Annotated in this window: 15 protein-coding genes; 10 read left to right on the top strand and 5 right to left on the bottom strand. The window is 48.7% G+C overall.

Annotated features, from left to right (window positions below):
* Positions 1 to 73: 73 nt before the first annotated feature.
* Positions 74 to 3016, bottom strand: coding sequence for a TonB-dependent receptor plug domain-containing protein (locus ABWW03_RS16880; RefSeq protein WP_353410279.1), 2943 nt, complete (start codon positions 3014 to 3016; stop codon positions 74 to 76).
* A gap of 568 nt (positions 3017 to 3584) precedes the next feature.
* On the opposite strand from ABWW03_RS16880, the gene ABWW03_RS16875 reads away from it, so the two are divergent.
* The 5 genes from ABWW03_RS16875 to ABWW03_RS16855 all read left to right on the top strand — a co-directional run bounded on the left by ABWW03_RS16875 (position 3585) and on the right by ABWW03_RS16855 (position 5814).
* A complete protein-coding gene (locus ABWW03_RS16875) occupies positions 3585 to 3878 on the top strand; it encodes a hypothetical protein (protein WP_353410277.1) in 294 nt (97 codons plus the stop codon).
* A 284-nt stretch (positions 3879 to 4162) separates the two neighbouring features.
* On the top strand, positions 4163 to 4453 hold the full coding sequence (locus tag ABWW03_RS16870; protein WP_353410275.1) for a hypothetical protein: 291 nt from the start codon (positions 4163 to 4165) through the stop codon (positions 4451 to 4453).
* Between the two features lie 252 nt (positions 4454 to 4705).
* A complete protein-coding gene (locus ABWW03_RS16865; protein ID WP_353410273.1) occupies positions 4706 to 4969 on the top strand; it encodes a hypothetical protein in 264 nt (87 codons plus the stop codon).
* 128 nt (positions 4970 to 5097) lie between these two features.
* A complete protein-coding gene (locus ABWW03_RS16860; protein WP_353410271.1) occupies positions 5098 to 5376 on the top strand; it encodes a hypothetical protein in 279 nt (92 codons plus the stop codon).
* 153 nt (positions 5377 to 5529) lie between these two features.
* On the top strand, positions 5530 to 5814 hold the full coding sequence (locus ABWW03_RS16855) for a hypothetical protein (RefSeq protein WP_353410269.1): 285 nt from the start codon (positions 5530 to 5532) through the stop codon (positions 5812 to 5814).
* Between the two features lie 168 nt (positions 5815 to 5982).
* On the opposite strand, the gene ABWW03_RS16850 is transcribed toward ABWW03_RS16855, so the two are convergent.
* Entirely contained in the window at positions 5983 to 7461 is a 1479-nt protein-coding gene (locus ABWW03_RS16850) for a hypothetical protein (protein WP_353410523.1), read from the bottom strand.
* Positions 7462 to 7799: 338 nt separating this feature from the next.
* Here ABWW03_RS16850 and ABWW03_RS16845 point away from each other — a divergent pair, with 338 nt between their 5' ends.
* The 4 genes from ABWW03_RS16845 (at position 7800) to ABWW03_RS16830 (ending at position 14411) form a co-directional block, all read left to right on the top strand.
* Positions 7800 to 8777, top strand: a complete 978-nt coding sequence (locus ABWW03_RS16845) for a dipeptide epimerase (protein ID WP_353410267.1) — start codon at positions 7800 to 7802, stop codon at positions 8775 to 8777.
* Between the two features lie 106 nt (positions 8778 to 8883).
* Entirely contained in the window at positions 8884 to 9906 is a 1023-nt protein-coding gene (locus ABWW03_RS16840; protein ID WP_353410265.1) for a helix-turn-helix transcriptional regulator, read from the top strand.
* Positions 9907 to 10148: 242 nt separating this feature from the next.
* The gene (locus tag ABWW03_RS16835) at positions 10149 to 12356 is read left to right on the top strand and encodes a TonB-dependent receptor (RefSeq protein WP_353410263.1); all 2208 of its coding nucleotides are present in this window, start codon (positions 10149 to 10151) and stop codon (positions 12354 to 12356) included.
* 150 nt (positions 12357 to 12506) lie between these two features.
* Positions 12507 to 14411 (top strand): serine hydrolase domain-containing protein, encoded by a 1905-nt coding sequence (locus tag ABWW03_RS16830; RefSeq protein ID WP_353410261.1) that lies wholly within the window; start codon positions 12507 to 12509, stop codon positions 14409 to 14411.
* A 59-nt stretch (positions 14412 to 14470) separates the two neighbouring features.
* Here the strand turns inward: ABWW03_RS16830 and clpB are convergent, their stop codons facing one another.
* The 3 genes from clpB to rluD all read right to left on the bottom strand — a co-directional run bounded on the left by clpB (position 14471) and on the right by rluD (position 19102).
* Positions 14471 to 17104: an ATP-dependent chaperone ClpB gene (gene clpB / locus ABWW03_RS16825; RefSeq protein ID WP_353410259.1), complete on the bottom strand. Its 2634-nt coding sequence runs from the start codon at positions 17102 to 17104 to the stop codon at positions 14471 to 14473.
* A gap of 158 nt (positions 17105 to 17262) precedes the next feature.
* Positions 17263 to 18051: a peptidoglycan editing factor PgeF gene (gene pgeF / locus ABWW03_RS16820; protein WP_353410257.1), complete on the bottom strand. Its 789-nt coding sequence runs from the start codon at positions 18049 to 18051 to the stop codon at positions 17263 to 17265.
* Between the two features lie 31 nt (positions 18052 to 18082).
* Positions 18083 to 19102 carry a 23S rRNA pseudouridine(1911/1915/1917) synthase RluD gene (gene rluD, locus ABWW03_RS16815; protein ID WP_353410255.1) on the bottom strand — a complete coding sequence of 340 codons (1020 nt, stop codon included), beginning with the start codon at positions 19100 to 19102 and terminating at the stop codon, positions 18083 to 18085.
* 390 nt (positions 19103 to 19492) lie between these two features.
* On the opposite strand from rluD, the gene ABWW03_RS16810 reads away from it, so the two are divergent.
* The gene (locus ABWW03_RS16810) at positions 19493 to 20497 is read left to right on the top strand and encodes an outer membrane protein assembly factor BamD (protein WP_353410253.1); all 1005 of its coding nucleotides are present in this window, start codon (positions 19493 to 19495) and stop codon (positions 20495 to 20497) included.
* Positions 20498 to 20531: the final 34 nt, after the last annotated feature.

Here is a 20531-nt window from a genome sequence, read left to right as displayed (position 1 = left end):
AGTATTTTTAACACCCATAAAAAAAGCCGCAAGCAAGCTTGCGGCTTTTTAACTAGGCTATCTAATCAAGAGATTAGAAAGACATAGTTGCACCCAAGAAGATGTAACGACCCAGAGCGTCGTAAGTACCTGGGAAGGTGTTACCGTTACCAAAGATGGATGGACCACCGTTAGCAAATGGTGGCTCACGATCCAATACGTTCTGAACACCCGCGCGGAAAGTAGTCGCATCGTTCAGCTGATAGATCGCACCCAGATCCCAGTAAGTACGGGCACCCAGATCCAACTGAGTAGAACTCTTAGCTTCAATTTCCGCAGTGTGACGGAAAGTAGAAGACAGGCTCAGATCCCAAGGGGTGTGCCAGGTTACACGCAAGTTGTTCTTGAAATCGTGAGTTGGGGAACCACATGCGCCACCCCAAGTACCTTCACAGCTCTCGATACCCGCACCTGGGTACTCTTCCTGATCGTATTTCAGTACGAAGTTACCATTGTTCATGATAGCTACAGAACCCAGATCAGCAACGTCGAATTCGTATTCGAAAGTGAAGTCCAAACCTTCAGTTTCAATGAAACCGATGTTGATGTTGGTTGCTACAATGTTGTCATTACCCAACCAAAGCGTACCAGATACAGCACCACGGTTAACCAGGCTACAGAACTGGTCGTCACCAGTGTTCAAACACTGATTCAGAGTCGTTTCTGGGCTGATGGAGTCAATCGCATCGGTAATTTCGATGTTGTAGTAATCAACAGTTACAGTCAGACCGTCAGCGAACTCAGGAGTCCAAATGAAGCCGTAAGAAACAGTTTCAGAACTTTCTGGGTTCAGATCAGGGTTACCACCAGACAACTGGTTGTACTGACCGGCTGGAGAATCGGCGATGCTGCCGTACTGACCAGCAGTTACACCAGTGCGCGCACACTGCTCAAGAGTTGCAGTTGGGGTCGCGCCAGCACATGGGTCAGCATCCATATCGTACAGAGTAATGGACTGAGGACGGAACAACTCACGAACGTTAGCGTGACGAACCGCTTTCTGGTAGCTACCACGTACTTTAAAGTCAGTACTTGGTGCCCAACCCAGAGCCACTTTATAAGTGTCAGTGTCTACATCAGTCGAGTAGTCAGAGTAACGGTAACCCAAGTCCAGAGTCAGCTCTTCAGCAAACTCACGACCTTCTACTAGAGGAATAGAAACCTCACCGTAGATTTCTTTAACTTCAAAACCACCAGAAACAGCTGGGATTGGACCACCCTGACCAGCACCATCACCGCTCTGGTAGTTCAAATCCGGGTTGTAGTCTAGGTTATCTTTACGATATTCCAGACCAACCGCAACCTGAATGCCGTTATCAGCTGCAGGCATCTTAATGTCGTAATCACCCAGGTCACCCGCTACGAACGCAGAGATAACTTTCTGATCGGTAGTACCGCGATCAAACAGAGGAATCTGCAAGTAGTTGATTTGAGCTTGAGTTACACCACCAGTTTGGAAAACATTCCAAGGTACACAGTTAGGATCAGAACCGTCTACAACAGAACGACATACAGTGTTGCCATTGGCGTCAGTTACCGCGTCCAACGCGCGACCGATGCGGGTAGTAGACAATTCGTTGTTATAAGTACCCTCGTAAGAAACTTCAGAGTACGAGTAGTACATGTCGTAAGACCAAGTCTCGTTCAGGTCACCGCGCAGACCGAATACACCACGGAAAGAGGTGTGACGGATATCCTGGTTACGGAAACCACCTTCAACGTTACGACGACCGATAAATACGTTCTGGGTCTGGTCACGAGTCAAACCATTGTCACCACATACTGCCTGGAATTGCTGATCAGAAAGCAGCGGGTTACCACATGGCAGAGTGCTGGTTACAAAGAAAGCACCGGAAGGAGCGATCTGAGCATTGGTCTGATCGTCCATGAAGTTCAATTCGGCGTAGAATTCAGCCTTGTCGCTTACTTCGTAACGGGCGAAAACACCAGCTGTGTAGCGCTCATCTGGGCGCTGGTAGAAGTTAGCAGGTGCGTAGTTGTACAACAGACCGTTACGATCTACAAAGTCGTTACCCTGGGTAATGAAGTCGAAGCTGTCACCAGCACCCGCCAGAGGGTTACCGTCAGTGCCCAATACGAAACCACCGTTGCCGTCACCACGCAGTGCAGTACCGAAGTCGGTGAAACGACCGGTAGGCAAAGTAGATGAACCGCCACAAGCGGAAATGCTGTTATTCAATGCACAGTTAGAGTAGTCACGACCTTCCTGTCTTACAGGATCGATTTCACGGTAAGTCGCGTAAGCAGTTACGTTACCTTTACCATCGTCGAAGTTACCACCAATGATCAGAGAGAAATCATCAGTGTGACCGTCGGAAACACTACCAGTAGGAGCGGTGAAGCCGTTAGCGGCGTTCAGGCCCTGCATGTAGGCGTTGTCGTTCTTGTGCTGGTAGAAGCTGTGCTGATAGTTAACTTCAACACCTTCAAAGTCGTCAACCATGATGAAGTTGGCAACACCGGCAACAGCGTCAGAACCGTAGGTAGAAGATGCACCACCAGTCAGCATTTCAACACGCTTAATCAAAGCAGCTGGGATTTGGTTCAAGTCAGAACCAGTACCACCACCAACTGGAGAACCCGCTGGCAGACGACGACCGTTAACCAAAACCAAAGTACGTACAGTACCCAAGTTACGCAAGTTAAGAGTTGCTGTACCGGTTGCACCGTTAGCGTCACCGGAGCTGTTAGACGCAGCTACCTGAGGCAGGTCGTTTAACAAGTCTTCCACACGGGTAATACCGCCAACCTGGATGTCCTCAGCACCGATCTGAGTAACAGGGCTGGAGCTTACCAAGTTCGCTTTTTGAATACGCGAACCGGTTACCATTACCTCTTCAAGCTCTTGTGCAGCGTCGCCAGACTCTTGCGCGTACACAGCGCCAGGCATAATCAGAGCAGCGGCGGAAAAGCCGATAGCGCTCTTAACTGCAGATGAAAGCAGTGTTTTCTTCATGTGTGCATCCCCTCAATGGATTTTTATCTTGATGCTTTTTCTATGATTTGGCGGTAAGAAAACCGCCGTCACGATATAAACGAAGGTATTGGGTGCTCCCTCAAGAAAATATGTAAAAAAATGAAATAATTAGCACTTTAAATAGGAACTTTGCATAAAACTGACAATCCAGTGTGCTTTTTGAACAATTCGACCCATAAAATGGGGGCTTATGCGACGCAAATGCAAAGGAGCGATTAAGATTTGTACGGTCCAAAATTAAATCCTTGAGCCAATAACACATCAAAAAAACAATCATTTCTATCAAATAGCTTCTTGTAATAGTTTTTAGCTAAACATTGTTTGATGCCTGGGCCCTTTGTATAGTGAGCCTTCTGCGAAAGCACGCAAACCGCCTAACCCGCCTCGCAGATTTATATGTGGTCCCGGCCACACGCGTTGCAACGTTACTCGATCTAACAAGATTTACTCATCCTGTTGCTGCACCAGCACTTCGCTGTAAACACAGTTTGTGTCGCAAGCTTACTCAGTGAGTAAAACCAATGATAAAAAATGAGGAACATTCATAATGAAAGCTATCGCAAAATATGGAATCCACTGCCTGACCATCGCGGCTCTCAGCCTGGGAGTAAGCATGAACAGCCATGCGGCTGAAAAAAAAGATACCGCTAAAGATGACGATCGTCGCGTCTGTAAAAAGTATCGCCCCACCGGCACACGCATTACCAAAAAAACCTGTATGAGCAAACGTCAGTGGGACGAACTTAAGCGCCGAGCTCAAGACGCCGCGCGCACCGGACAACGACTGGGCGGCCATCAAAATATCGAAAACCCTTTACACCCTGGCTCAGGCCGCAACTAAGCAACCATTTGCAAGGCAGAAGGTTAACAGCTTCTGCCTTGCAACAGACACCCTTATTATTTTTCGTCTGTTTTCTTTATATTAATGGCGTAAACAGCACGCGTCCCACCTATTAAAAACCCATAGACACAACAGCAACTTAAGTTGGCAAGAATTCAACTTGTATGGATTCAACGCGGATAGGCTTTATATATTGGATAAGACAGCCAAGTGTATTAGCGACCCACATTGGATATGTCCGCAATACTCGAAGCCTGATTCCGCAGCCATCAACAGGAGTAGTTATGTCTTATCGAATTACAAAGTTAGCGAATATTTTGGCGTTCTCTGCCATCTGTTTAAGCATAGGATTATTCAGTCAAGCAGGGATGACCGCTGAAAAAGAAGCCAATACGGATGACGATACTAAAATCGTTTGCCAAAAATACCGTCCTACCGGAACACGAATCACCAAGAAAACCTGCATGTCAAAACGTGGCTGGAAAGAAATTAAACGCCGAGCACAAGACGCCGCGCGCTTGGGACAACGCCTTTCAAATCACTTCAATAAATCCGACCCCCGCAGACAGCAGTAATTTCAATTAATGCTCCTCGCGTCACAAATACTGGGTAGAACCGTAATGTAAAACTTTATATTGCGGTTTATTTTCTTGGCATTTCGACGAATATTGGCTAAGGTTGCAACTTTAGACTGACCTGTGACCTTTACCTACACGCCCATAAGCTGGTAGTTTTGCTCACCGAGTCAGGTTCTAAAGACTAAGTTATTGTTTACATAAACTAAGTCTAATGTAAGCCGTGACAACAATGTTAATAGGAGTTCCATTGTGAAACTGATTAAATCATCTTTAATCCCAATGCTAGCAGTCGCGGCTTTGGCAGTTTCTCCCGTTCAAGCTGCGGATGAAAAAGCTGAAGCTGCAGAGAAAGCCAATAAAAAGATTTGCAAAAAGTATCGCCCAACCGGTACTCGCATTGCCAAGAAAACCTGCATGACCCAAGCTGCTTGGGATGAGCTGAAGCGTCGCGCTCAAGAAGCCGCTCGCAACTCTCAACGCTTGAGCGGCCAGCAAAGCCGCGAGAGTGGTTAATTCACTATTTAGAGTCTTTATCTGCGAAGCCCTACTGGCTTCGCAGACGTCTTAAATTTTTCCCGAAACACGTTTCCTCATTGCAACACATTAGATAATAACTTGGTATTTCATTAAGGAGAGCCACCATGAAGTCAATCAAATTGTCGCTAATCCCTATGCTAGCAATTGCAGCCCTGGCCACGTCCCCTGTTCACGCTGCGGATGAAAGCGCTGAAGCGGCTAAAAAATCCAGCAAGAAGATCTGCAAAAAGTATCGTCCAACTGGTACTCGCATTGCCAAGAAAACTTGTATGACTCAACGTGGTTGGGATGAACTGAAACGTCGCGCTCAAGAAGCTGCTCGTACCTCTCAGCGTTTGAGTGGTCACCAGAACCGTGAAGAAGGTCCAACTGGCGGTTTCTAAGCTTTAACAAAATTTGCCAAGCCAAGAGGCTTGGCAAATTTTCAATTCCAGACAGCTCTCAATACCCATCCAAATACATCTTCCCGCTGTTCCGGGCAATATCTTTTTCGCAATATCGAATAACATCCTGACGGCATACCGAGGAGAACCATTGTGAACTTGAAAAAACTATCTTTGCTATCTGCACTCACCATTGCCGCACTAACGGTGCTTCCTGTACATGCAGAAGAGAAAAAAGCAGAGGCGACACCAGAAAAAACGGAAGCCTCAAAGGATCCAAATAAAAAAATCTGCCAGAAATACCGCCCAACCGGCACCCGTATCATGAAAAAAACCTGCATGACGCAACGTGGCTGGGATGAATTAAAACGTCGAGCTCAAGATGCAGCACGCACCTCTCAACGTCTGAGTGGCCATCAAAACCGTGAAGCCGGTTAACAGCAAGCTCGAATCAGGTTTGCCAAGCCTTTAAAGCTTGGCAAACTCTTCTCTGCCCTCATTCTCAACTAGCTTCAAAATTCCCCTACTATTAGCCGGAATCAATCAGTTGTCATCGCAACCTTGGCTGACATACCGAGATTCAATCGTTCACACACGAACCATTCATTAATATTGATTGCCTAGCTGTTCCTGAAGCTGGCGCAAGCGGCCGGTCAGTTTTTCCTGTCTCTCCTGTGATATACCTTTCCACCAAAGAGGTATCTGCGCAGCTTGATGCTTGTTCACGAAAGCTATCCATTTATTTTCTTGCGCAACAGGAAAACCATTGTCTTTTTTGAGCATGTAGTGATCCAGAAAAGCCAACACAAAGTCATTCTGTAAATCCATCATGCTTTTTCCATCCGGCTTACCCACTAACGCACTTCTGGCCAAACCCGAAAGTAAAATACTGCTATCGGTGAAGGCAAAGTGACGACTGCCTTTAACAATATATTGGTAGCTATCGTGGCCTGATTCGGCACCATCAAAAGCTTGTATGGAAAAGTCGTTAAACATCAATGCAGTATTTACCGGTTGATCGGGCGCTTTATTCTTTAGCTGTTGATGGTGATCCTGATAAAAGTGCAGCAACGGGGCAGAGATCGGCCGATCCAAACCACCCAAGTGAGAGTCAGCACCATCAAGATTAATTTGCGCCACACATCGCTCGCTGTGACGACAAGATCCCATAGCCGCACTGCCTCCGAATGACATTCCAGCAAATGCAATACGTTTGTAATCGCCCTTGGCCACAATTGCCTGGACAGGCCTCGGAATATCCCGTGATACAAGGCTCTTCAATAAAAACAGCTGATCCTTTTGCCAATGCGGAGCACTGCGCAACAATTTCGAATCCTTTACGCTCACAGCCCTTTCAATATAATCCAAAAAATATTCAAACCTTTTCCCAACATCAACTTCCGAATAGGCTTTGCGCCTCAATTCCTGAAGCCCCAACTGATCAGAATTCTGCTCAGGTATCCAGGCCTTGGTAATCGAACCATCATCGTACTCAACAGCGGCTGCATCATAAGGATGATGTAAGGCATAAATCATATAACCATGACTGGCAAGATGCTCTATAAGCACCGTGTTCTGCCATAGATATGAGTACAGGCCATGACTGAAAATTAAAACAGGACGTTTTTCTCCCTTGACAACCCCAAGCCCTTCGATGCTGTGTGTCGATATCGAACTCAGGTGACTGAACACAGCAGGTGGCAATGACATCATTTCTGCAAAACTTGCAAGGCTGCTGCTAACTTCCTCTTCTGTGGCATACGGTCTTGAAATTGTCTCATCGCCTAACTCTCCAGGATACCAAACCCGGACGCTCAAACGCCGATGGCCACAGTCCTCGCCTGAGCAAAACGGATCTTTGCGATTCATATCCTGAAGCTCAAAATCTGAGACCCCGACCCTATAAGGCCCAGTAGGCTTAGGAAGATCATCAACCGGGAACTGCCATGGCAAACACACTGCCAGCCCCAATAGCAGAAGAAACAGAAGCCCGGAACTCACGATGGCGACTTTCTTTCCCCTAAAGCGAGGCGATAAATAGATACCTATTACAGTAGTGACTACCAGAAAGATTGAAAAATACATCAACAAAAAACTGTGCCAACGACCTCCCAAGCTTAAAACAAAGGCCAGGAATGCACTCGAAAATAATGCGGTTTTCCGCCAACGGAATTCTCGCAAGAACCAGGAAATACAAAACACCAACAATAGCAACGCTGCCAATTTTTCACTTAACAACATAAACCAACCCAACTCCTAAGACAGCTTTCCAGTGTAATTCAGCCCCATCACAGAGCAAGCTATAAACATGTCACGACATACGGATCTGTCGAAATGACGAGTTTCTTTGTTCTTTCAACGAGGCGCTTCCACAAGGCTTTATTCATAATTTTCAGCATTCCAAAATGCCAAGAAAAGTGACTATGAATTTTGACTATCGTTTTACCAAACGCGCCTTGCAAAAACCTCTGCATATCAACAAACATCGATTTGAATACGTAGAAACTTTGGAAGTTTCCCTATTCGCCAACACGTTCAGAGGTCGAGGTGAAGCCTGTGGTGTATTTTATCTGGGAGACGATAAACAACATATGGAAGCCCAACTGCTCAGCATTGAAAAGCATATTGCCAAAGGTTTAAACCGCTCTCACCTGCAAACATTGCTGCCCCCTGGAGGAGCACGCAATGCTCTGGATTGTGCACTCTGGGATTTGGAGTGCAAGTCCCATGGCGAGTCTATTTGGCAGCGGCTCCAGTTGCCCCCCAAGCAACTGAATACGGTGTACACGATCGGAATTTCTGACGCTAACACCATGGCCTCACACGCACGCCAGGCATCAAGATTTCCGCAGTTAAAAGTTAAACTGGATCAAGATGAACCAATCGAAAAACTTCGAGCCATTCATCAGGCACGTCCGGACGCTGAATTAATCCTGGACATTAATCAAGGCTGGGATGAAACACAACTTATGGAATACCTGCCTCAACTCGCTCCTCTCGGCGTGGTCTTGCTCGAACAACCGTTGGCGCGAGAAAGAGACACACTGTTAGAAACATTGAACCGGGATATTCCCATTGCGGCCGACGAATCCTGCCTCAATCTTTCAGATTATCAGCAGGTAAAAAACCGTTACGATGTTATCAATATCAAATTGGATAAATGCGGCGGGCTCAGCGAAGGCTTGGAAATTGCTCGTCAGGCAAAAAAAGAAGGTAAACAGCTCATGGTTGGCAATATGATTGGCAGCTCCTTAGCCATGGCCCCAGCCTATGTGATTGGTCAGTTTTGCCAGTTTATTGATCTCGATGGTCCCCTGCTCCTACGGGAGGATTACCAAGACCCGGTCGATATTTCCCAGGACGGTCAATGCGCCTTCCCCAAGCCGTCTCTTTGGGGATGAAAGTGTGGAATTTACGTAATGCCCAACTTATTTGATTATTTGCACATAATTATTGTTCAAACTCAGGTAGGCTCAGCCCTTTGATTTGCAAGCGGTACCATGAGGCATGAAACAGCATATCCGCAGAGAGATCACCGACGCTTTTGCGTCATCAAAGGATCCAAGCCTGCAGGAAATGATCCTGAATAACACACTCGATATTGAAGCCGAAGAATTTTTCCCCGGTGGTCATATCACGCGCTATCACGTTCACAATAAGGCCTTGTATGGTCGACAGGAAATCGTGCAGATCAGCCGCGATTTTTCCGTGATCACCAGTAATATCGAAGCAACCAAAGCTTCCCAAACCAGCTACAGTGGTGCCAATTGGCTTGCATTGCAGCTCTGTGTGGCCGGCGAGTATGAAGTCTCCATCAACAACAACACTCGGCAGATACTCAAGCCGGGAGATTGCCGCCTAGATATATTGAGTAAACGGGGCACACTCAATCGTTTTCAACAAGGCGGCAGTCGCTATCGCAATATCGCCCTATATATGAGCCTGGATGCGTTTAAAGCTCACCTTAATGTCGGACAACACGCCGAACGCATGTTACAACAATTATTGCAGGAAGAGTTGATTCACCCACACGCCAGCAGCACGTTTGAAGCATCCAAGTCATTGATGGTTTCGGCTAATGAATTATCCGAGTTCGGACGCTTTGGAGGTCTTCGTCCTGCGTATATTAAGGCGAAAGCGATTGAATTTATGGTCTACGCAGCCAATTTCGCGCGCTGGCAAGGTCGCGGGGTTGCCGGGTTACGCAGCCGCGCTAAATTGTCACGTAGCGTGGATATTGCCCAAAAAACCAAAGCGATCATCGACAGAGAATACTCCATTGCTCACACCATTGACGAGCTGGCGCAGCGCATCGGAACCAATCGAACAACTCTGAGCCAGGCGTTTCGTAACGAGTTTCGGGAAACTCCCATGCAATACCGCCGACGCCTGAGACTGGAGGTCGCTAAACAAATGCTGCAATACCACGAAGGTTCCGTAGGTGAAGTGGCTGAACATGTCGGTTACGCCGATGCGTCCTGCTTTATTCGAGCCTATCGAGACTATTACGGCATGACTCCGGGCAGCTAAACCATAAAATGTCTCCAATCGCTGCAGCTCTTCGACGATTAGCTACCGATTAGCACATACAAGTCTCGAGCTTATTCTGAACAGTCCGTTTTTTAACAGGACTGTTCAACGCCAGCCCCCTCCTCGCACACTTTATTTTAAAGCAACTAACTTTTACGCTAAGCAAATTTTTTTTAACGATTTTTCTTCATGCTACGCAACCTAAATAAAACAATAGAAATGCAGTCGTACAGGAGAAAAGCATGGTTTCCAAACACGCTCAAATTGTATTGCTGACCGCCAGCACTGTCAGCGCAAGCCCATTCGTTATTGCCCAAAAAGAAGCGACCCAACTCGAAGAAATTATTGTAACCGCCAGTCGCCGCTCAGAGAATCTACAAGATGTTGCCGCTTCGGTGGCGTCGGTTGACCCGCAGTCATTTCAACAAAATGGTTTGAACGAGCTTCAGGACATCATCGAATACACTCCGGGCATTAATTGGGAAGACGGAGGCGGTCGCGGCGTAGGCACCATCACCATGCGCGGTATTCCGCAATCAGGCTCCATACGCACCGTGGGCATTTATGTCGACGACACACCACTGGTCAGCGCCAGTGGGTTCAGCGGCGCAGCGGGCGGCACCATCGATGCATCCCTGATTGATCTCAGTCGCATCGAAGTGGTGAAAGGCCCACAGGGAACCTTATACGGAGCATCGTCTGTTGGCGGTATGATCCGCTATATCAACCGCTCGCCCTCATTACAGGAAGTGCGTGGCGAGTTCAGTGTCGATCTATCACTCAATAAAGGGCCCGGCAGCCACAATGTCATTACCAGTGGGCGCATAAGCGGCCCATTAATTGAAGAATCGCTGGGCGCAACCCTATCGGTCTTCCAAGCAGAAGACAGTGGTTTCACTCAAGTCGTTAATCCGGCCAATGGCGAGCCACTGCGTAAGCGCGCGGACCAAGCTCGAAGCAAAGGCCTATCGCTTAACATGTTGTGGGAACCTATTGACGACGCCAGTGTGAATTTCAAATACCTTCGTCAAACCGGTCAAACCAATCTCCTCAGTAATGTGACGCTCTTGCCCGCAAGTGAAACGCCGGCGTTTGGACAATACACGACGATAAATCAACCTCTGCCTCTGGAAAGCGAAACCGAAACCAGCTCACTCACGATTGAATACGATTTCAACTGGGGCAGCTTAACCTCCAGCAGCAGCTTGACTGATCGCAGCGTCTTCGTCAGCCTCGACCGCAGCGCACAACTCGCACCGGTTAACGATCTGATTTACGGCTTACCACCTGGCAGCACGGAAAGCGTCACCACAACGTCAGCCCAAAACATGCAACGTTTTGTCCAAGAACTTCGTCTAAGCTCTATCGAAAGCCAAACCGTAGAGTGGATTCTGGGTTTGTTTTACATGAACGAAGATGCCGGCAACCGACAACAAGCACAACCGACACCCTTTGTGGGCGCCGGTTTATTTGATGTCAGCTTTCCATCCGCCTATGACGAGTACGCCGCCTTCGGCAACGTTACTTGGTACGCCAATGAGCAATTGGACGTGACACTCGGCATGCGTTACAGCGACCACGAAACTGAAATGGAAAATATCAGTGTTGGGCCACTCACCGGGCCAGGGCAAGATTTACGTCGCTTCTCTGATCAGGCGACGACTTATTTGGCCACCTTACGCTACCGCCCGAACGAAAACCACTCGCTCTATGCCCGAGCTTCCAGCGGTTATCGCCCTGTATCTGCAAATCTGGCTTTGCTCAACCCCGCTACCGGTGAAAACCTGGCTCAACCATTTGTGGATGCCGATGAGATCTGGAGCTATGAACTCGGCATCAAAGGCCTACTTCAGGACATCGACAGCCGCTACGAATTCGCGGTGTGGTACTCCGATTGGGATAATTTTCAAACGAGCTTTGTCTTTAATGGCGTGTCCGTTGGGGCCAATGCCCAAGGAAGCCTGATCTCACAAGGTGCTGAGTTTTCACTGAGCAGTTTAATTGGAGATCGAATGCAGCTCCAACTGGGCCTCAGCTATAGCGATACCGCGCTGAGTGACAATGAACCCACTCTCGGTGCCATTAGCGGTGAACGCTATCCCGGACAAGCACTCTGGTCGGGTTCGGTTCAATTCAGTTATGAGCTTCCAGAATTCAATCACTGGCAAAGTGCACTGACCGTAGGTGTACGTTACGTCGGCGAGAATGACTCTACGTTTTCTCGCTCATCGGTTCAACAAGCCATTCTCGTCGATGCCTACTCTCTCGTGGATAGCAGCCTGAATTTTGAACAGGGCGATCAACAAATCAGTATTTATTTGAACAATTTGCTGGATGAACAGTCCATAGTGAACCGTAACGACAGCCTATCCAGTAATGGCCAGGTTGTCTCATCTGCAATCTTTACCCCACCTCGTACCGTGGGTGTCAGGTATCGCTACCAATTCTAATTTGCACCGAATACATACTCTCCGGTGTTTTACCGGACCCCCGCAAGGGGGTTTTTTTTGCCTGAATATTTTTCACCAAAAAGTGATGAATATCCTGTCATTGATTTCTGAACCACGTAGATTGCCCATACCATAACGCAGGGGCCCCAAATGATTGCGATGATTAAAACCAGACTGTGTCGATTGCTATGTTTGTTGAGTTTGAGTGTACTAAACCACAACAGCTACTCGATTGAACTGAATGATCCTGTACAACTTGAAGCCTATCTGGATGGGCTGATTGAAAGTTCAATGAACAAGCACCACAGCCCTTCTGGCGTTGTCTCTATTTATAAAGATGGTCAACATGTTTTAAGTAAGGGTTACGGCTGGCAAACACTGAGCAACGACAAACACGCTGCGCTGCCCGTCTCTCCTGAACGCAGCATGTTCCGTCCGGGTTCCATATCCAAATTGTTTACCTGGGTTGCCGTTATGCAACAGGTGGAATCCGGCAAGCTGGATCTCGATACGGACGTGAACGCTTACCTTACCCGCTTTCAGGTCGAAAACAGCTGGCCAGGACAGCCCGTGACGCTTCGCCACTTGATGACTCATACGGCGGGTTTTGAGGATGGCGCACTGGGTTACTTAATTCTCGACCAGCCCGAGCTGGTGCTACCGCTCGCTGAGGCACTTGAAAAGTATCAACCGGAACGAGTGAATCCGCCAGGCCAGCACACGGCCTACTCAAACTGGGGAACCGCACTGGCCGGCTTAATCGTCGCCAATGTCAGCGGTGAAACGTTTGAAACTTACATCCAAAAGCACATTTTTGATGTACTGGGCATGCAATACGCCAGCTTTCGTGAACCTCTGCCTCCTTCTTTGGACAGTCACGCCGTACAAGCTTATCAATGGTCTTCTGGTGCCTACAAAGCCAAACCGTATGAACGCATTTCAAGCTTTGCCCCGGCGGGTTCTTCAGCTGTTTCCGCCGATGATGTCATGAAATTTGGCATCGCTCTTTTACAAAAAGGCCAATATCAAGGGCGAAGGATTTTGCGAGAAGAGACTGTGCAACAAATGCTCGACCAAGGTTTTAGCCATGATGATCGCACCCGAGGCATGGGCCTGGGTTTTATCAAGCGTCGCTTTGGGAATGAATCCTTGAAACTCTATGGTCATGAAGGCGCCAGCGCTTACTTCTTTTCTCACTTGGGCATTTCCCAACAAGAGAATCTGGTCGTGTTTGCCTCTTTTTCAGGGGCCGGGGGGCGCATTGTGTATAAAGAGTTTCTGCAGAACTTTTACGCTCGTTTTTTTGCTGACAACAACACGGTCGACACGATCCAAACAAGTCGGCAAGCATTGCAGGAATACCGAGGAAACTATCTGCCCTGGCGTGGCAGCTTTAGCAAAGCCGAAGCCTTGTTGCGCGTTCTCAATGGCAAGACTGTTGAGCTTACTTCCTCCGGAGAAAACGCCTTTCTTCTCTATGAGCAAAAACGCTATGAAATGGTCGATAAAGATTTATTTCAGGAACAAGATGGCTTTTCTCGGATTGCGTTCCAACGCAATCCGGAGAATCAAATCAGTAATATGGTGATAGACGGTCGAGCCTATACTCAGTATTACAAAGCGCCGTTTTTTGAATCCAAAACATTCACCCTTATCGTACTGCTTATCGTCCCACTGTTTGCACTAGTGACACTTATCCACCTGCTCTACCAAAAGGCCCAATACCTGAACGGCCCAGGCAGCAAACCCTTGTATTTTGCCCAGATTGGCTGGGCCATTTCAACTCTCGCTTTCTTTAGCTTGATGACCCTGAGTTTGCTTAGCCTGCCCACAATCGTCAACGGTATTCCGGCTTCACTGACCTTGGCGCTTTGCTTTCCGTTGCTGGGCGCACTGGCATCCGCGGTTCTATTGTCTGCACTGATAAAAACTCCAACATCCACACTTGAAACAAAGACCAAGGTATTCGCGTACAGCAGCTTGTTTATGGGGTTGTTCAGTTTGTATTTCTACCAATACTGGAATCTACTCGGCTTTCAGTATTTTTCCGTCTAACAGTAAAAAACCCCGCAACGCTATGCATTGCGGGGTTTTCAAGCCATTTAGCCTGTTCTTTATTGCGCTTTAAAGGTTAACTTATTTCCAGCCAAACTCGCCACAATAGTTTGTCCGGGTGAAAACTTCCCAGACAAAATATCTTCCGCCAAAGGGTTTTCCACCAATGCCTGAATAGCGCGCTTCAACGGTCTCGCTCCGTAAACCGGGTCAAAACCCGCTTCCGAGATTTTATCCATTACGGCTTGATCCAACTGCAAGCTCAACTCGCGCTCGGCTAAACGTTTACCCAAACTTGCCAACTGAATACTGGCAATCTTCTCAATATGCTCTTTCCCCAGAGGGTGGAAAACCACAGATTCATCAATACGGTTAATCAGCTCTGGGCGGAAATGCTGAGCAACCACTTCCATTACCGCATCCTTCATCGCAGCGTAACGGGTTTCCGTTAAACTGGAATCACCCGCTGGCGCATTAAAATCAATGGCATCGTAAGAACGATCATTAGCCAGATCCTGAATGCGATCGGAACCCATATTCGACGTCATCACTACCACCGTGTTGCGAAAATCTACGGTGCGGCCCTGACCATCCGTCAAACGACCATCTTCCAACACCTGCAACAGAATATTGAATACGTCGGGGTGTGCTTTTTCAATTTCATCCAGCAAGACGACCGAATACGGCTTTCGACGTACAGCCTCGGTCAGATAGCCACCCTCTTCATAACCAACATAGCCAGGAGGTGCACCAATTAATCGGGCTACAGAGTGCTTTTCCATAAACTCCGACATATCGATTCGTACCAAGGCATCTTCAGTATCGAACAAAAAAGTCGCCAAGGCCTTACACAGTTCCGTTTTACCGACACCCGTAGGTCCCAGGAACAAAAAGGAACCGTTTGGTCGATTCGGATCAGATAAACCTGCACGAGAACGGCGTACCGCATTGGATACCGCCACAACCGCTTCGCTCTGCCCGATTACGCGCTTGTGTAACACATCTTCCATTTGCAAGAGTTTTTCACGCTCGCCTTCTAACATTTTGCTGACCGGAATGCCTGTCCACTTAGAGACCACTTCAGCGATTTCCTCGTCCGTCACTTTATTGCGCAGTAACTGCATAGGCGCTTGTTCAGCCGTGTCAGCAGCGGCAATTTGTTTTTCCAGCTGTGGTATCAAACCGTATTGCAACTCAGACATGCGTCCGAGATCGCCCGCCCGGCGTGCGGATTCCAAATCCAATCGCGCTTGTTCAAGTTGGCTTTTGGTTTCCGCCGACCCACTGAGGGCCGACTTTTCGGCGCGCCAGATTTCATCCAGATCGGCGTATTTACGCTCGACTTCAAGGATGTCAGTGTCAAGCAACTGTAACTGCTTACGCGCACTGTCCGATTCGTCTTTTTTCACGGCTTCGCGTTCAATTTTCAACTGTATCAAACGGCGTTCCAATCGATCCATATCCTCAGGTTTTGAATCAATTTCCATCCGAATACGGCTGGCAGCTTCATCAACTAAGTCGATCGCTTTATCCGGTAATTGGCGATCACTGATGTAACGCTGAGACAGTTTAGTGGCCGCAATAATAGCTGCATCGGTAATGTCGACACCATGGTGAACCTCATAACGCTCTTTCAAGCCCCGCAGAATAGCGATGGTGTCTTCTTCGCTGGGTTCATCCACCTGTACTTTTTGGAAGCGGCGTTCAAGTGCCGCATCTTTTTCAATGTACTGACGATACTCATCCAATGTCGTCGCACCCACACAATGGAGTTCTCCGCGTGCCAGAGCCGGCTTCAGCATATTGCCTGCATCCATTGCGCCATCGGTTTTACCTGCACCGACCATCGTGTGCAATTCATCAACAAATAAAATGACTTGGCCTTCTTGTTTGGCCAACTCATTCAATACACTTTTTAAACGCTCTTCAAATTCACCACGATATTTAGCTCCCGCCAGCAGCGAGCCCAAATCCAGAGACAGAAGCTTCTTGTCTTTCAAGCCCTCGGGCACCTCACCATTCACAATGCGCTGGGCAAGGCCTTCTACAATCGCGGTTTTACCCACGCCCGGCTCACCAATTAATACCGGGTTGTTCTTCGTACGACGCTGCAAAACTTGTACGGTGCGACGAATCTCATCGTCCCGACCAATCACAGGATCCAATTTACCCGCCAATGCTCGCTCAGTGAGATCAACCGTATATTTATCCAATGCCTGACGATTGCCTTCAGCCTCCGGGCTGTCCACAGATTCACCTCCGCGAATACTTTTAATGGTGTGTTCCAGATGTTTGATATCACCGTGAGCGTCCAGTAGGGTCGCCAGGGAATTCTTGCCATCTTTCCAGGCCGCTAATAACACAGCTTCACTGGCAATAAACTGATCACCTTGTTGCTGGGCGGTTTTGTCCGCCAAGTTTAACAAGCGCGCCAGTTCGCTCGACAGAGGCACTTCGCCCGTCGGATTGTTCACTTGGGCAAGTGCCTGCAATTTTTTGTCGATGGCCTGATTCAGGCCCGTCATATCAAAACCCGCCTGATTCAAAAGCGGGCGCACTGCGCTGCCTTGTTGTTGCAACATCGCAGACAACAAATGTACAGCATCTAACTGGGTATGATCCCGGCCGACCGCCAGGGATTGCGCCTCGGAAAGCGCGGTTTGTAACTGATTGGTAAGACGATCAAATCGCATAGTCACCTCTATGTGTCCTGCAAGCCATCAGGCCTTGCAAATAATGAGTTGCCTTGATTCCAAGCACAACCCGCACATGGGGCAGCCTGCCCCGTTATATCTATCATGGGGTCGAGCCGTCGCTTTTCAATACGTTTATTTATAGCACGCCAATAACGTTAAGCTTGTTTGCGCCAGATCAAACTCACCATTCGCCCACAACGTGGATCACCCGCTTTGCTGGCGCGGCGATAGGAAAAATAATGTTCAGCCTCTTCAAAGCTGCATTCATTGCCACCAAACACCTCTGTCACACCCAGATGCAATAGCTGGGCTCGAGCAATGGCGGCGAGATCAAGGTGATATTTCAGAGGGTTAAGTTTGGATGGTTCAGACGCCTTGGCCGTGGCGTCCAGTAACTCCGGCGTCGCAGCCACCTCAAAAAACGTTTCCAGCACTTCAACCCCAATTTCGAAATGAGTCTGACTGATTGCCGGTCCGATATACGCCTGCCAGGGGCTGCCTTGGGAGCCTAAGCTTTGTAAGCTTGGGAAATTATCAGACAGAATGCCATGCGCCAATCCACGCCAACCGGCATGCACCGCGGCCACCGCAGAACCATCTTTTCGCCACAGCAAAACAGGTAAGCAATCCGCCGTCATCACCGCACATGCCAGCCCAGGCTGCTCACTGTAACAGGCATCCGCGTTCGGGCTCTGGGCCTGACCGGCGGCAATCATCTGAGAGCTGTGAGTTTGAGTCAGCCACTGAATCTGTTCGGCACCTGCCATCTCATCCAATAACAGGGCTCGGTTTTCGGTCACTCGTGCGGGATCATCGCCAACATGATCAGCAACATTAAAGCTGCTGTATGGCCCAACACTCCGCCCGCCTTCGCGGCGACTCACCAGCAGGCCAATATTGTCCGGCAACGGAATATCCGGGTAGTGCGCAAATGCTGTCGCCATGTTGATCTCCTTGCGTGATGGAACTCCGGCTTTAAATATATGCCGGGCCCTGGGCGTCTTTCAAATCGGCCAACAAATCAACCATATCACTCGGAAGTTCGGCTTCCCACTCCATGTATTCACCACTGAGCGGATGAACCAAACCAAGCTGGGCAGCATGCAAAGCCTGGCGAGGAAAGCCGCGCAATTTTTCGATCAACGACTTATCCAAACCCTTGGGAATTTTGAAACGCCCGGCGTAGGCGGAATCCCCCACCAACGGGTAGCCAATATGGGCCATATGAACACGAATCTGATGGGTACGACCCGTTTCCAGTTTCAAACGAATATGGGTATACGCATCGAAGCGCTGAATAACGCGATAGTGCGTAATGGCTTCTTTACCACCGAAATTAGACACCGCCATTTTAGTGCGTTGCTTAGGATGGCGGCCAATGTTCGCTTCAACCATACCACCACCGGTCATCACGCCTTGGGCAATCGCCTCGTATTCCCGAGACACGCTGCGTTCCTGCAGTTGTGCCACCAGATCCGTATGGGCTTCCAGAGTTTTCGCAACAACCATTAAGCCCGTGGTGTCTTTGTCCAAACGATGGACAATGCCGGCTCTGGGCACATGAATCAAATCCGGGCTGTGGTGCAGCAAAGCATTTAATAATGTTCCAGTATGATTACCCGCGGCGGGATGAACCACCAGGCCCATGGGTTTATTCAGCACCAATATCGCGTCATCTTCATACACGATATCCAGATCAATCGCTTCGGGTTGCCAGCTGCCCTGCTCTTGCAATTCGGCCTGAAGCTCCAGTTGCTCGCCCCCGAGCATCTTGTCACGGGTTTTGGCTTTTGAACCGTTGACGGTCAGTTCACCGCTTTTAATCCAAGCCTGGAGCTTGGAGCGGGAAAAAGACGAAAACAGCTCCGCGGCCACCTGATCCAGGCGGTGTCCACTGGCGGTTTCAGGCACGACGGCCGATTCCTCAACTTTTTTCACTCCGGACTCTTCGCCCAGGTCTTCGATATCTTCCAGTGGAGGGATATTTTCATTCATTCTACTGTCTACCTATGGCTCGCAGGCCAAAATCTGTACGGCACCTAGCACTCAAAACAGCTTAGAGCTCAAATACGGTCAAATCCAGGTTTAAAATGCCTGTTTTTTGCCCAATTTCACGCGAAGCTGTGGCCATTCCTGTGGTCTATTTGCCGTTTTTTAAAGGTCCAACTGCCTGGTGATCGCGGATGCCCTCGGGCTGCACGAATACCTTGGGGTTTGGCCGAGCCTTGTGTTTAAATAGCACCCTTAACGTTAACGCCTGAGGTGCACATGGGTGCCACGGGAAGCTTGATCAACAAGCAATCAATAACTCATATGGGCGGAAACAGGCTATTTTAAACCGTTTCCACAAGAAAAACTAAAACACTCCTGAAGAGAGTTCCAAACATGCAAAACTACCCCTCCATCGGGGCCAAGCTGGTCTTAAGTCTACTATTGGCACTTACCCTTAGCGCTTGTTCTTACTTCCAGGACGAAGAGGATGAAGAGAAGCCACAGTATGACTCTGAGCGTCAATTTTATGAAGCCGCCCAGCGCCAGCTCGATACCAAGCAGTGGGAGCGTGCCACCAAAACACTGCAAGCTCTGGAAGAGAACTTCCCTTTTGGCAAATACGCCGAACAAGCCCAGCTTGAATTGATCTACGCTTACTATAAGAGTTCAGAAACCGAAGCGGCATCCGCTGCAGCAGACCGATTCATTCGCTTGCACCCTCAGCATCGCAATGTGGACTACGCCTATTATATGAAAGGCTTGTCGTCTTTCTCTGAAGGCAAAGGTTTGTTTGAACGCTTCCTGCCCACCGACCTCACCCGTCGCGACCCCGGCAGTGCTCGAGAATCTTTTACGTATTTTTCTCAGCTGATTGCCCGTTTCCCAAACAGTAACTACGCGCCAGATGCGGAAAAGCGCATGATCTACCTGCGTAATCTGTTGGCACGATATGAAATTCACGTAGCGAACTACTACTTTAAACGTGGTGCCTATGTCGCCGCGACCAATCGTGGCCGCTACGTTGTTGAGAACTTCCAGAAAACACCCGCTGTGCCCGATGGACTGGCCGTTACTATTCAGGGCTACCACGCTCTGGGCATGGACGATTTGGCGGAAACCAATCTGGCAATCCTGAAAGAAAATTATCCTGAGCACCCAGCCATTGGCAGCGACGGAGCCTTCAACTACCAATTCCACGCCGATTCCGGTGAGCGCGGTTGGTTGAGCAAAGTGACTTTCGGCTTCCTGGACAAACAAGATCCTCCAGGCTTCGACAGCCGTGCAGTGTACAACCCGGCCTACAAGAGCGACCGCAAAGCTCGCCAGGCAGTAAATGCTCAGGAATCCAGTGGCGATCGTCCTTGGTACCACAAAATTACGTTTGGTATTTTTGAATAAAAAACCTATTCAATGATAAGCACCAATAAAAAAA

The organism is Pseudoteredinibacter isoporae (assembly GCF_040372805.1).
Taxonomy (GTDB): domain Bacteria; phylum Pseudomonadota; class Gammaproteobacteria; order Pseudomonadales; family Cellvibrionaceae; genus Pseudoteredinibacter; species Pseudoteredinibacter isoporae_A.
The sequence above is the reverse complement of the archived record's forward strand: the minus strand, read 5'-3'. Positions and strand labels throughout refer to the sequence as shown.

Excerpts from the sequence above, each read along its gene's own strand:
- ABWW03_RS16870 (WP_353410275.1), top strand. The coding sequence starts at position 4,163 with ATGTCTTATCGAATTACAAAGTTAGCGAATATTTTGGCGTTCTCTGCC.
- clpB (WP_353410259.1), bottom strand. The coding sequence starts at position 17,104 with ATGCGATTTGATCGTCTTACCAATCAGTTACAAACCGCGCTTTCCGAG.
- rluD (WP_353410255.1), bottom strand. The coding sequence starts at position 19,102 with ATGAATGAAAATATCCCTCCACTGGAAGATATCGAAGACCTGGGCGAA.
- ABWW03_RS16875 (WP_353410277.1), top strand. The coding sequence starts at position 3,585 with ATGAAAGCTATCGCAAAATATGGAATCCACTGCCTGACCATCGCGGCT.
- ABWW03_RS16880 (WP_353410279.1), bottom strand. The coding sequence starts at position 3,016 with ATGAAGAAAACACTGCTTTCATCTGCAGTTAAGAGCGCTATCGGCTTT.
- ABWW03_RS16840 (WP_353410265.1), top strand. The coding sequence starts at position 8,884 with ATGAAACAGCATATCCGCAGAGAGATCACCGACGCTTTTGCGTCATCA.
- ABWW03_RS16830 (WP_353410261.1), top strand. The coding sequence starts at position 12,507 with ATGATTGCGATGATTAAAACCAGACTGTGTCGATTGCTATGTTTGTTG.
- ABWW03_RS16845 (WP_353410267.1), top strand. The coding sequence starts at position 7,800 with ATGAATTTTGACTATCGTTTTACCAAACGCGCCTTGCAAAAACCTCTG.
- ABWW03_RS16835 (WP_353410263.1), top strand. The coding sequence starts at position 10,149 with ATGGTTTCCAAACACGCTCAAATTGTATTGCTGACCGCCAGCACTGTC.
- pgeF (WP_353410257.1), bottom strand. The coding sequence starts at position 18,051 with ATGGCGACAGCATTTGCGCACTACCCGGATATTCCGTTGCCGGACAAT.
- ABWW03_RS16850 (WP_353410523.1), bottom strand. The coding sequence starts at position 7,461 with ATGTATTTTTCAATCTTTCTGGTAGTCACTACTGTAATAGGTATCTAT.
- ABWW03_RS16860 (WP_353410271.1), top strand. The coding sequence starts at position 5,098 with ATGAAGTCAATCAAATTGTCGCTAATCCCTATGCTAGCAATTGCAGCC.
- ABWW03_RS16810 (WP_353410253.1), top strand. The coding sequence starts at position 19,493 with ATGCAAAACTACCCCTCCATCGGGGCCAAGCTGGTCTTAAGTCTACTA.